Source organism: Saccharomonospora iraqiensis subsp. paurometabolica YIM 90007 (genome assembly GCF_000231035.2).
GTDB lineage: Bacteria > Actinomycetota > Actinomycetes > Mycobacteriales > Pseudonocardiaceae > Saccharomonospora > Saccharomonospora paurometabolica.
Map to the genome: position 1 here is coordinate 47853 of NZ_KI912228.1, position 11940 is coordinate 59792.

The window sequence follows — 11940 nt, forward strand, 5'->3', positions numbered from 1 at the left end:
GGACGGACGAACCTCTGGTGTGCCAGTTGTCCCGCCAGGGGCACGGCTGGTTGGCCACGTTCGGAAAGGATAACCGCTGAAGGCATCTAAGCGGGAAGCCCGTTCCCAGATGAGGTCTCCCACCACCCTCGAGTGGGTAAGGCCCCCTACAGAACATGGGGTTGATAGGCCAGACATGGACGCACAGCAATGTGTTCTCGAGTGGACTGGTACTAATCGGCCGAGGGCTTGACCACAAACATGCTACGCACCCACTCTGCAACTCTGAAACACCACGCCCTGGGACACACCCGCGGGGTGACTGTTTCGGAGGGTTGTTCGGTGGTTACAGCGGTGGGGACACGCCCGGTCCCATTCCGAACCCGGAAGCTAAGCCCACCAGCGCCGATGGTACTGCACCCGCTCGGGTGTGGGAGAGTAGGACACCGCCGAACACTTAACTGACAGGGAGAGGACCGATCCGGACAGGATCGGTCCTCTCCTTTTTTTGTGCCCGGGGTGAGGTCGTAGGGTGGGACCGTGAGCTCTCCCCGGATTCTCGTCGTCCAGCCCGACCCCACCGTGCCGATCGGCTCGCTCGACGCGTGGCTGACGGAGCAGGGGGCGGTGTTGGACACCCGTCGATCGCCGGACGACCATCTCCCGGACAACCTCGACGGCTGGGACGGGCTGCTGGTCCTCGGCGGCACGATGCGGGCCGGGGACGCGCCCGGACACCCGTGGCTGTCGTCGGTCCGCGGCCTGCTGAGCGCCGCGGTGGCCGGGGACGTCCCCACCCTCGGGATCTGCCTGGGTGCGCAGTTGCTCGCGGTGACCGCGGGTGGTCGCGTGGGCGCCGACCCGAAGGGGCCGGACGTCGGACCGGCCCTGGTGTCGAAGAAGGACGCCGCCTGGGTCGACCCGCTGTTCTCCGAGCTGCCGCTCATGCAGGACGTTCTCCAGTTCCGCGAGGACACGATCGAGCAACTGCCCGCCGGGGCCGAACTGCTCGCGTCGTCACCCCGGGCGACGAACCAGGCCTACCGCCTGCGGCGCCGCGTGTACGGGATCCAGTTCCACATCGAGACCACACCGGAGGTGGTGTCGCGGTGGGCGGGCGACGCGCCGGAGAAGGCGGCGACGGCGCGGCCGGGTGCACTCGAGAAGGACCGTCTCGCGCAGGTGCATGCCGACATCGCGGAGACCTGGCGGACCTTCGCACACCGGTTCGCCGATCTCGCGGCCTCCCGCATCGACCCGGTCGAACCGCGCTACACGCTCCCGATGGCATGACCGGGATCCGGGTGGGCGGCGATGAGTGAGCGGATCCGGCCGGCGGTGTCGGCGGCCCGGTACGGGTTCGCCGACGACCGGGCCGAGGAACGGCTCCGTGCCGCCGGGTGGTGGGGTGCCACCGGACCCCCCGCCGGGGCGGCGCCGATCCTGACCGCGTTCTCCCGCACCCCGGACCCGGACACGGCGCTGATCGTGCTGGACCGGATCCGCACCGCCGACGACGCAGGCTGGGACGAACTGGCCGCGGCGCTCGCGGACGACCCGGTGCTGCGCGGACGGCTGCTCGCCATCGCGGGGGCGTCGACGGCGCTGAGCGATCTGCTCGTGACCGAGCCGGGTCTGTGGCGCGCACTGGCCGGCGAGGACCTCACCGCCCCCGGGTCGTACGACCGGGTGCTGGCCGACGCCGTCGCCGACGGGCAGGACGGTGCCCCGGCCACCGGATCGGCGGCCGAGCAGGCCTTGCGCCGCGCGTACCGGGCGATCGTGCTGGAGATCGCCGCCGCGGACCTCGGCCACCTCGTCGAGCCCACGCTGGAACGCCTCGACCTGGACCGGATCACGGAGCGGCTGACCGCACTCGCCGAGGCGTCGGTGCGGACCGGTCTGCGCGTCGCCGAGCGCGAGGTCGGTACCCCGGCCGACGGCACCGTCGCGGTCCTCGCGATGGGCAAGTGCGGCGGACGCGAACTGAACTACGTCAGCGACGTCGACGTGGTCTTCGTCGGTGGCGACGACGTCGCGGCCGCGACCCGGCTGGCGACCACGATGATGCGGGTCGTCGGTCAGGCCTGTTTCGAGGTCGACGCCGGGCTCCGACCGGAGGGCCGCACCGGCGCACTGGTCCGTTCGCTCGACGGGCACGAGACGTACTACCGGAAATGGGCCCGCACGTGGGAGTTCCAGGCGCTGCTCAAGGCACGCCCGATCGCCGGTGACGGCGAGCTGGGCCGCCGCTACGCCGAACTGGTCGCCCCGATGGTGTGGTCGGCGGCCGAACGGGACAACTTCGTCGAGGACGTGCGGCACATGCGCCGCCGGGTGGAGAAGCACGTGCCCGCCGAGATCGCCGAACGGGAGCTGAAACTCGGCCGGGGCGGGCTCCGGGACGTGGAGTTCGCGGTGCAACTGCTGCAGCTCGTCCACGGGCGCGCCGATCCGGAGCTGCGGTCCGCCTCCACCACCGAGGCGCTGGAGGCGCTGGGGTCCGGCGGGTACGTCGGCCGGGCCGACGCCGCCGAGCTGCGTGCCTCGTATGAGTTCCTGCGCGTCCTCGAACACCGGCTCCAGCTCCGGGGGCTGCGCCGCACCCACCTGTTCCCCGATCCCGGCGCCGTGGAACAGCTGCGGTGGCTGGCGAAGGCGTCGGGCATCGCACCCACCCGGGGCCGGACGGTCGACGAGATCCTGCTCGCTGAGTTCCGCAGGCACGTCCAACGCATCCGCCGTCTGCACGAGAAACTCTTCTACCGGCCGTTGCTCGGCGCCGTCGCCCGGGTACCGACCGCGGCGCTGCGCCTGTCCACGGCACAGGCCCAGAGCCGGCTCGCGGCGCTGGGATACCTCGCCCCGGAGGGCGCGCTGCGCCATATCGAGGCGCTCACCTCCGGGGTCTCCCGCCGCGCGTCGATCCAGCAGACGTTGTTGCCGGTGCTGCTCGACCTGCTCGCGGACACGCCCGACCCGGACGGCGGCCTGCTCGCCTACCGGCGGGTGTCCGAGGCGCTGGCGGAGACGCCGTGGTACCTGCGGGTGCTGCGGGACGAGGCCGCGGTCGTGGAGAGTCTGGCCACCCTGCTGGGGACGTCCCGGCTGGTGCCGGACCTGCTCGTGCGCGCCCCGGAGGTACTGCAGCTGCTGGGCGAGCCGCAGCGCCTCGCGGGGCGGGATCCCGCCGAGGTCGCCCGCTCGTTGCGCGCCGCAGCCGGACGACAGCACGGGATGAGGGCCGCCGTCGTGGCGGCCCGTTCGCTGCGCCGACACGAACTGCTGCGCGTGGCGAGTGCGGACCTGCTGGGGCTGCTCGACGTCGGCGACGTCTGTCACGCGCTGTCGTCGGTGTGGGCGGCGGTGCTCCGCAGTGCCCTCGAGGCGGCGGTCCGGGAGCGCGCCGCCGGGACGGACAGCCCGCCGGCGACCCTCGCGGTGATCGGGATGGGTCGGCTCGGCGGTGCCGAGCTCGGGTACGGCTCCGACGCCGATGTGCTGTTCGTGTGCGAACCGACCGGGGGCGCGAGCGAGACCGAGGCGGTGCGGTTCGCGACGACCGTGGCGGAGACGGTGCGCCGGGCCCTGGGCACGCCCAGCCAGGACCCGGCCCTCGAGGTGGACGCGGACCTGCGCCCGGAGGGGCGCAGTGGTCCGCTGGTGCGCACCCTCGACTCGTACCTGACGTACTACGACCGGTGGAGCGCGGTCTGGGAGGCCCAGGCACTGCTGCGGGCGCGGTTCGTGGCGGGGGACGCCGACCTGGGCGCGCGTTTCCTCTCCGGGATCGAGCACCTGCGCTACCCGGAGGGCGGGTTGGACGCCGACCAGGTCCGCGAGGTGCGCCGGATCAAGGCACGGGTGGAGACGGAGCGGATGCCCCGCGGTGCCGACCGGACCACGCACGCGAAGCTCGGCCGTGGTGGCCTCGCCGACGTGGAGTGGACGGCGCAGCTGATGCAGCTGCGGCACGCGCACGCCGTCCCCGGCCTGCGGACGACGTCGACCCCGGCGGCGTTGCGCGCGCTCGCCGACGCGGACCTGGCCGGGGAGGACGACGTAACGGTGTTGATCGAGGCGTGGGAGCTGGCCACGCGGGCGCGCAACGTGGCGATGCTCGTGCGGGGGAAGGCGGTCGACCAGCTCCCGACGTCCGGCCGCGAACTGGCGGCGGTGGCACGGGTGTTCGGTTACTCCGCCGACGACGATCCGGGCGAGTTCCTGGACACCTACCGCCGGGCCACGCGACGCGCCCACGCGGTGGTGCAGCGTCTGTTCTACGAGTCGTGAGTGCTCCCGGGTCGGGAGTATCACAGTCGGGGTCACCGCCATGGGCCGGGCGCGGTGGGCGGCTTAAGGTGATCGCGTGACTGAGCAGGAGGCGTCGCGCACCCGGATCAGGGTGCGGCACTACGAGCTGGACACCCTTGGCCACGTCAACCAGGCGGTCTACCACCAGTACGCCGAGGTCGCCCGGTTGGACCTGTTCCACCGGGCGGGTGGGCACGACGAGATGCGCAAGGGCGGGATCGCGCCCGTGCTGCTGGAGTCGCACATCCGCTACCGGCGCGAACTGCGCGACGGTGACGAGGTCGACGTGACCTGCCACGCCACGTTCGGCGACGGCAAGGTGTTCTGGATGGCCAACGAGATCATCCGGACGGACGGGACGCTGTCCGCCGAGATCAGCTGCACGCTCGGGCTGATGGATCTGAACGCCCGCAAACTCGTGCCCGCACCCCGGGACCGGATGGCCGAGGCCGGCGTCGACCTCGACGTGCTCTGCGGTCCGGCCGCCCCGGTCTCCGGCTGACGGGTCCCCGGCGGTTGGCCGTCGACCCCGCCACCGACGGACCACTCCGGTGGTGAGTCGCTACCTCCGGCGGGTCAGCGGTGGGACCGTGCGGCCGTTCGCCGAGTCGGTGAGCAGCTGTTCGAACCGCTTGGCCCGGGTCTGCTCCTTCTTCGCACTGACCACCCACCACGTCGCCGCCTTGCGGTACGAAGCGGGCTGACCGGTGAAGAAGGTCCAGGCGGACGTGTCGGCGCGGAGCCGTCGTTCCTCCCCGGGATCGAACGCGACCGAGTCCGCGTCCTGCTCGTAGGAGTACGAACCCGCGCGGGACTCACTCCGCTGTGCGAAGGCGTCCTCGCCCGCGGGGCGCATCCGACCCTGCTGCCGCAGCTGTCCGACCCGGTCGGTGTTCACCGCACTCCACACGCTTCCCGGCTTGCGCGGGGTGAAACGGATCATGTAACGCCTGTCGTCCACCTTGCGGCGCTGTCCGTCGACCCATCCCAGGCACAACGCCTCGTCCACAGCCTCCGACCAGGTCATACCCGAGGGGTCGGCGGATCTCCGGTGCAATCCGACCCAGAGTTCCGTCGCCGTGTCGTGGTGTTCCTCCAGCCAACCGCGCCAATCGGCCGGGCGGGCGAAGAACGCCGGGGTGGGCTGTTCGGTCACGCTCGGTCCCCCCTGTCCGCGCTCGGGATGGTCCGTGTCACATGCGCTCGACGGGGGTTACCGGTGTGCGGCGTCGCCGACCAGTGACCGCCGGGCCCCGGGGGGAGGCGCACGAGGTGGCGTCCCCCCGGGGCCGGCGCGACGGTCACACGTCGTAGTAGAGGGCGAACTCGTACGGGTGCGGACGCAGCCGCAGCGGGTCGATCTCGTTCTCCCGCTTGTACGCGATCCAGCTCTCGATCACGTCCGGGGTGAACACGCCGCCCTCGAGCAGGTAGTCGTGGTCGGCCTCCAGCGTGTCGAGGACCGTGCCGAGGTCGCCGGGGACCTGCTGGACACCGTGGGCCTCCTCGGGCGGGAGCTCGTAGAGGTCCTTGTCGATCGGCTCCGGCGGCTCGATCTTGTTCCGGACGCCGTCGATGCCGGCCATCATCATCGCCGCGAAGGCGAGGTAGGGGTTGCCCGAGGCGTCGGGGCAGCGGAACTCGATGCGCTTGGCCTTCGGGTTCCCGCCGGTGATCGGGATGCGCACGCACGCCGAGCGGTTGCGCTGTGAGTACACCAGGCTGACCGGGGCCTCGTAGCCGGGCACCAGCCGGTGGTACGAGTTCACCGTCGGGTTGGTGAACGCCAGCAGGCTCGGGGCGTGCGTGAGGATGCCGCCGATGTAGTGCCGCGCGGTGTCGGACAGGCCCGCGTAGCCCGCCTCGTCGTGGAACAACGGCGCGCCGTCCTTCCACAGCGACTGGTGGCAGTGCATGCCCGAGCCGTTGTCGCCGAACAGCGGCTTCGGCATGAAGGTGGCGGACTTGCCCGCCTGCCAGGCCACGTTCTTCACGATGTACTTGAACAGCTGCAGGTCGTCGGCCGAGTGCAGCAGCGTGTCGAACTTGTAGTTGATCTCCGTCTGCCCCGCCGTGCCGACCTCGTGGTGGGCCCGCTCCAGCTCGAAGCCGGAGGCGGTCAGCGTGTTCGAGATCTCGTCGCGCAGGTCGGCGAAGTGGTCGACCGGCGGCACCGGGAAGTACCCGCCCTTGAACCGGGTCTTGTAGCCGCGGTTGCCGCCCTCCTCGTGGCGGCCGGTGTTCCACCAACCCTCGACCGAGTCGATCTCGTGGAAGCTGGCGTGCTCGGAGGAGTCGAACCGCACCGAGTCGAACAGGTAGAACTCGGCCTCCGGCGCGAAGAACACGGTGTCGGCGATGCCGGACTCGGTGACGTACTGCTCGGCCTTGCGGGCGATGTTGCGCGGGTCCCGGCTGTACGGCTCGTGCGTGAACGGGTCGTGCACGAAGAAGTTCAGCGACAGGGTCTTGTTCGTGCGGAACGGGTCGATGCGGGCCGTGGCGGGGTCCGGCAGCAGCAGCATGTCCGACTCGTGGATCGACTGGAAGCCGCGCACGGACGAGCCGTCGAACGCGAGCCCTTCCTCGAAGGTCTTGGCGTCGAAGGCGGAGGCGGGGATGGTGAAGTGCTGCATGACGCCCGGCAGGTCGCAGAACCTCACGTCGACGTAGCGTACGTCCTCGTCGGCGATCTGCCGGAGGACATCGTCTGGAGTAGTGGACACCCTCGGTGGCTCCTTCGTGTTCGAGCGTCGAGCTCGTGCGGCAGTGCTCCGGTGCTCGGGTGCTCTCTTCGGGTTGCGGTGCTCTCTTCGGCTCTGTGCGGTTCACGCTAAGCGCGCGGTGTTGCCCGACCGTCACCCGTGTGTTTCGCCGGTGTTAACGGTGGCCCGTCCGGTGTGTGCCCGGCTGACCAGGAATATCCGGCGTCGTGCCCACCGAATACCCTGGACGGGTGGCACGATGGACGGGCGAATGGCTCTCGACACTCTCGGACGGTGGGGCGGCGGACGGGCGGGAGCCGTCCCGGTGGCCCGGTGAACGACTCGGGCTCCCCGAGCGGGGCCCCCGCGCCGCGGCAGGCGGTGGGCGCCGGTTCGGCACGCTGCTCGTCGATCTCGTGCTGGCCTCGCTGCTGACGGCCCTGTTCTTCCCGCCCGACTACACGGATCCGGACGTGATGCAGGCCTACAACCTGTGGTCGCTGGCGATGTGGGCCGTGGTCACCGTGGTGCCCGTGACGTTCTCCGGCTTCACCCCGGGGATGGCGCTGACCGGTATCCGGGTGGCCCGGCTGGACGGTAGTGCCACGGTGGGACTGTGGCGCGCCGTCGTCCGGTGCGTGCTGACTTTCCTCATCGTCCCCCCGGCCGTCCGCGATCAGGACGGCCGGGGCTGGCACGACCGGGCCACCGGCACCGTCGTCGTCACGATGCGCTGAGTGCCCGGCCGTGGCGACCCGTGGTGACGCCGTGGCGATCGCCGGGGGCGGGTCAGCGGCGGCGGGCGGAGCGCTGGACGTTGCGCATCTTCGCGTTCTGCGGCGCAGGCCCCTTCGGCATGGCGGCACCGCCGCGGTTACCGAGGGCGGACAGCTTCGTCTCGAGTGCGTCGACCTGCTTCGGCTTGAGGTTGCGCGGGAGTTTCATCAGGTGGTTCTGCAGTTTCCGCAGTGGGACCTGGCCCTCCTCGTTGCCGATCTGCACCTCGTAGATCGGTGTCTCCCCCACCAGCCGCGCGATGCGCTTCTTCTCCTGGGTGAGCAGGTTCCGGACGCGGTGCGGTGAGCCCTCGCCCACCAGGATCACGCCCGGTCCGCCGAGGACCCGGTGCACCGCGTCGAGCTGGGTCGTCGCGGCGACCGTCTGGGTGACCTTCCACCGACCGCGCAGGTTGTCGAGCGCCCAGGCGGCGGCACCGGGTTGCCCATCCGCCCGGCTGTACACGGTCCGCTGCACCCGGCGCCCGAAGATGATCATGGCGGCGAGCGCGCCGAGCATGATGCCGATGGGCAGCAGCCACCACTGGATGCCGAGCAGCCAGCCGAGCCCGAAGACGAGCCCCACCACCACGAGGAACGATCCCAGCATCCAGGGGATGAGCGCCTTGTCCTCCTTGCGCTGCATCTTGAACGCCTGGAAGATCTGCCCCCGCCGCTCCTTGGAGGCGGCCCTCTTCTCGCGCTTGGCCTGCTTCGCGGCTTCCTTGTCCTGCTTTCCCGCCATGATTCCCAGAATACGGGCGGCCGGGGGGAGCCCGGTCCGTCGGTCCCCTCTGCGAGGATGCCGAACGTGGCAGGTGTGGTTCGGCCCGACCGGGAGCGGGATCCGCTCGCCGGTCTCGACCCCGAACAGCGGGCCGCGGCGGGCGCGCCGCGGGGCCCGGTGTGCGTCCTGGCCGGGGCGGGCACCGGGAAGACACGCACCATCACGCGCCGCATCGCCCATCTGGTGCGCGCCGGTCACGTGAGCGCGAACCAGGTACTCGCGGTGACGTTCACCGCGCGGGCGGCGGGGGAGCTGCGCGACCGGTTGCGCAGGCTCGGGGTCGAGGGGGCGCAGGCGCGGACCTTCCACGCCGCCGCCCTGCGCCAGCTCCGGTACTTCTGGCCCCGGGTGGTCGGGGACACCCCGTGGGAGCTGCTCGACCACAAGATCCGCCTGGTCGGCAGGGCCGCCGCCACGCTCGACCTGCCCACCGAGGTCGAGGTCGTGCGGGATCTGGCGGGTGAGATCGAGTGGGCGAAGGCGAGCCTCGTCGGGCCCGAGGACTACCCGGCGGTGGCCGCGCGGCGCGGACGCGACGTCGGGCACCCCGCGGAGAAGATCGCGGAGCTGTACCGGACGTACGAGCGCGCGAAGAACGACCGCCGACTGCTGGACTTCGACGATCTCCTGCTGCACACCACGGCCGCGTTGGAGGAGCACCGGAGCGTGGCCGAGGAGTTCCACGAGCGGTACCGCTGCTTCGTGGTCGACGAGTACCAGGACGTCACCCCGGCACAGCAGCGGCTGCTGGACGCGTGGCTCGGCGGCCGGGACGACGTCACCGTGGTCGGCGACGCGAACCAGACCATCTACTCGTTCGGGGGTGCCTCGCCCCGGCCGCTGCTCGACTTCACCCGCCGGTACCCGGACGCCACCGTGGTCCGGCTCGAACGGGACTACCGGTCGAGCCCCCAGGTCGTGGCCCTGGCCAACCGGGTGATCGGTGCGGCCCGGGGCAGACCCGCGGGCTCCCGGCTGACACTCGTCGGGCAACGCCCGGACGGGCCGGAACCGGCGTTCTCCGAACACCCCGACGAGGAGGCCGAGGCGGCCGCCGTCGCGGCGCGGGTCGACGAGCTGATCGGGGCGGGCACGGACGCGGGGGAGATCGCGGTGCTGTTCCGCGTCAACGCGCAGTCCGAGGCCTATGAGAAGGCGCTGTCCGAGCGCGGTGTGCCGTACGTGGTGCGCGGTGGTGAGCGGTTCTTCGCCCGCACCGAGATCCGGCGGGCCATGGCGGCGCTGCGCACCGCCACCGCACGTCCGGAGGGAGGGTCGGCCCCGGCTCCCGGTGCGGGGGAGGGCGACGGGCTCGTCCGCGTGGTCCGGGAGGTGCTGTCCCGGGAGGGGCTCACCGCGCGGGCCCCCTCCGGCGGTGCGGCGCGGGAGCGGTGGAACGGGCTGCGTGCGTTGCTCGATCTGGCCGAGGACCTGGTGGCGACATCCGAGAACCCCACCCTCGCCCGGTACGTCGCCGAGCTGGAGCAGCGCGCCTCCGCACAACACCCGCCGGAGGTCGGTGGCGTCACCCTGGCGTCCCTGCACGCGGCGAAGGGGCTGGAGTGGGACGCGGTCTTCCTCGTGGGCCTGGCCGACGGGACGGTGCCCATCCAGCACGCGGACACCGACGAGGCGATCGAGGAGGAGCGCAGGCTCTTCTACGTCGGTGTGACCCGGGCCCGGGAACACCTGTCGCTGTCCTGGTCGCTGGCCCGCGCGCCAGGCAGGCGCGCGCACCGCAGGCGGAGCAGGTTCCTGCAGGGGCTGGTCCCCGACGACCATCCGGCCTCGCGGGTGCGGGACCGGCGGGGCGGCGGCGCGCCGAAGCCGGTGTGCCGGGTGTGTGGTGCGCCGTTGTTGTCCACCATGGACGTCAAGCTCGGCCGGTGCGGTCGGTGTCCGGCCGATGTGGACACCGACCTGCTCGCCCGGCTGCAGGAATGGCGGAGAGAGCGGGCGCGGGAGCTCAAGGTCCCCCCGTTCGTGGTCTTCACCGACGCGACCCTCTCGGCGATCGCCGAGCAACGGCCGACCGACGAGAGTGCGCTGGTGTCGATCGCGGGGATCGGCGCGACGAAGTTGGAGCGCTTCGGTGGTGAGGTGCTCGCGGTGGTGCGGTCCTCACCCGATCAGGGGGATGCATCCGTGGGCCGATAAGGTCGACATGCCGCTCCGCGCAGGTCAGCGGGCGTCGTACCGCCACGGCGGCGGAAATCCGACGCCGATCGTGCGGAAGCTCGAAAAATCGGTTGCCCCGGCCGTCCCGGCACCATAGCCTGCAGAGCACTGGGTGAGTCGATTCCCGGATCCCGGCACCGTCGGGGACGGAATGCGCGGAGAGGAGGTGCCGGCAATGAAGAGCGTCGAACCGACCGGCATCTCCGGCCTTTCCGTTCCCCCCGCCCTGTCCGCGGCTGCCGATGCGGGGGTGCGCGCGTGTCCGCGTACCCGTGCGGCTGTCCGTTGGTCCGTGTCGCGGTGTGCGGAGAGCGGTGTGCGCCGACCGCGTGCGCACCGTGCCGAGGTCGGCGTGCGGCATGCCGCCGCCGGCGTGCCGGTCCGTCGGATGATCGCCGATTTCCTGAACGTGAAGCAGCTCCGGGTTCCGCCTTGCCCACCGGGACGTGCTCCCTGACGAGTGTCAGAGGAACAGGCTCGTCAAGGCCGCGGAACCGACTCGGGTCCGCGGCCTTTTTGCTGTTCAGGGCCCGGACCGGGGTGAACCCGTCCGGGCAACCGGATACGAGAACACTGCCGAGAAGACAAGAAGGAGAACGTCAATGTCTTCGGCCCTCGCCTCCGCATCGCAGGAGGCGCCGACCGACGAGCGGGGGGACGGTGGTGGTGTCGCCGCCCTGCTCGACGCGGTGACCACGCCCGACGACGACCTGCCCTGCCGCGCGGGGGACGCGGACCTCTGGTTCGCCGAGGCCCCGGCGGAACTGGAGCGGGCCAAGCACCTGTGTGGCGACTGCCCGGTCCGATCGTCCTGCCTCGCGGGCGCGCTCGCCCGGCGCGAGCCGTGGGGTGTCTGGGGCGGGGAGATCTTCGAACGGGGCGCCGTGGTGGCCCGTAAGCGTCCCCGTGGGCGGCCACGCAAGAACACCACGGAGACCACCGGAGAAGACCGCGAACGGAGCGCCGCATGAACACCGCCATCACCTGCGAGTACCGACAGCAGCCCGGTGGTCGGGGACGCCGTGCCCCCGGTGGCACCGGACGCGCGCACCCCGGCACGGAGATCGACCTCAGGAGGGAGACCGCGATGTTGATCCACGAGGAACTGGCCCGGGAACGAATACGCGATCTGCGGCGGCGGTCCGCGGCGCGCTGCGACGTGCGCCGTGCCCGGTCCGCGCGGCGCTGGGCGCGCCTCGCC

9 protein-coding genes, 1 rRNA gene, 1 pseudogene and 1 other annotated feature (1 of these 12 cut by a window edge) are annotated in these 11940 nt (G+C 71.6%); of the genes and pseudogenes, 8 read left to right on the top strand and 3 right to left on the bottom strand.

Going from position 1 to position 11940, the window contains the following annotated elements; translation table 11 throughout:
- Positions 1–224, top strand: a sequence feature (23S ribosomal RNA rRNA prediction is too short) (it extends 114 nt beyond the left edge of the window).
- 93 nt (positions 225–317) lie between these two features.
- The 4 genes from rrf (at position 318) to SACPADRAFT_RS0209910 (ending at position 4795) form a co-directional block, all read left to right on the top strand.
- Positions 318–434: ribosomal RNA gene (gene rrf / locus SACPADRAFT_RS0209895) — 5S ribosomal RNA — on the top strand.
- A gap of 85 nt (positions 435–519) precedes the next feature.
- Complete coding sequence (locus SACPADRAFT_RS0209900; protein WP_007024854.1) at positions 520–1272, top strand: type 1 glutamine amidotransferase; 753 nt, start codon at positions 520–522, stop codon at positions 1270–1272.
- 21 nt (positions 1273–1293) lie between these two features.
- The gene (locus tag SACPADRAFT_RS0209905; protein ID WP_007024853.1) at positions 1294–4272 is read left to right on the top strand and encodes a bifunctional [glutamine synthetase] adenylyltransferase/[glutamine synthetase]-adenylyl-L-tyrosine phosphorylase; all 2979 of its coding nucleotides are present in this window, start codon (positions 1294–1296) and stop codon (positions 4270–4272) included.
- 76 nt (positions 4273–4348) lie between these two features.
- Positions 4349–4795 carry an acyl-CoA thioesterase gene (locus SACPADRAFT_RS0209910; protein ID WP_007024852.1) on the top strand — a complete coding sequence of 149 codons (447 nt, stop codon included), beginning with the start codon at positions 4349–4351 and terminating at the stop codon, positions 4793–4795.
- 60 nt (positions 4796–4855) lie between these two features.
- Here the strand turns inward: SACPADRAFT_RS0209910 and SACPADRAFT_RS0209915 are convergent, their stop codons facing one another.
- Together SACPADRAFT_RS0209915 and glnA are read right to left on the bottom strand one after the other, a co-directional pair.
- Positions 4856–5449, bottom strand: coding sequence for a YdeI/OmpD-associated family protein (locus SACPADRAFT_RS0209915; protein ID WP_007024851.1), 594 nt, complete (start codon positions 5447–5449; stop codon positions 4856–4858).
- Between the two features lie 145 nt (positions 5450–5594).
- A complete protein-coding gene (glnA, locus tag SACPADRAFT_RS0209920) occupies positions 5595–7019 on the bottom strand; it encodes a type I glutamate--ammonia ligase (RefSeq protein WP_007024850.1) in 1425 nt (474 codons plus the stop codon).
- A gap of 230 nt (positions 7020–7249) precedes the next feature.
- Here glnA and SACPADRAFT_RS0209925 point away from each other — a divergent pair, with 230 nt between their 5' ends.
- Positions 7250–7735: an RDD family protein gene (locus tag SACPADRAFT_RS0209925; protein WP_028662361.1), complete on the top strand. Its 486-nt coding sequence runs from the start codon at positions 7250–7252 to the stop codon at positions 7733–7735.
- 52 nt (positions 7736–7787) lie between these two features.
- On the opposite strand, the gene SACPADRAFT_RS0209930 is transcribed toward SACPADRAFT_RS0209925, so the two are convergent.
- Positions 7788–8519 carry a DUF4191 domain-containing protein gene (locus tag SACPADRAFT_RS0209930; RefSeq protein ID WP_007024848.1) on the bottom strand — a complete coding sequence of 244 codons (732 nt, stop codon included), beginning with the start codon at positions 8517–8519 and terminating at the stop codon, positions 7788–7790.
- Positions 8520–8576: 57 nt separating this feature from the next.
- On the opposite strand from SACPADRAFT_RS0209930, the gene SACPADRAFT_RS0209935 reads away from it, so the two are divergent.
- From SACPADRAFT_RS0209935 to SACPADRAFT_RS33835, 3 genes and pseudogenes are all read left to right on the top strand, one after another.
- Positions 8577–10718 carry an ATP-dependent DNA helicase UvrD2 gene (locus tag SACPADRAFT_RS0209935; RefSeq protein WP_051442430.1) on the top strand — a complete coding sequence of 714 codons (2142 nt, stop codon included), beginning with the start codon at positions 8577–8579 and terminating at the stop codon, positions 10716–10718.
- Between the two features lie 623 nt (positions 10719–11341).
- Positions 11342–11710, top strand: a complete 369-nt coding sequence (locus SACPADRAFT_RS0209940; RefSeq protein WP_007024846.1) for a WhiB family transcriptional regulator — start codon at positions 11342–11344, stop codon at positions 11708–11710.
- Positions 11707–11940, top strand: a pseudogene (locus SACPADRAFT_RS33835) (hypothetical protein); the annotation flags it as partial. The gene SACPADRAFT_RS0209940 and the pseudogene SACPADRAFT_RS33835, both read left to right, overlap by 4 nt.

Excerpts from the sequence above, each read along its gene's own strand:
- SACPADRAFT_RS0209905 (WP_007024853.1), top strand. The coding sequence starts at position 1,294 with ATGAGTGAGCGGATCCGGCCGGCGGTGTCGGCGGCCCGGTACGGGTTC.
- SACPADRAFT_RS0209940 (WP_007024846.1), top strand. The coding sequence starts at position 11,342 with ATGTCTTCGGCCCTCGCCTCCGCATCGCAGGAGGCGCCGACCGACGAG.
- SACPADRAFT_RS0209930 (WP_007024848.1), bottom strand. The coding sequence starts at position 8,519 with ATGGCGGGAAAGCAGGACAAGGAAGCCGCGAAGCAGGCCAAGCGCGAG.
- SACPADRAFT_RS0209935 (WP_051442430.1), top strand. The coding sequence starts at position 8,577 with ATGCCGAACGTGGCAGGTGTGGTTCGGCCCGACCGGGAGCGGGATCCG.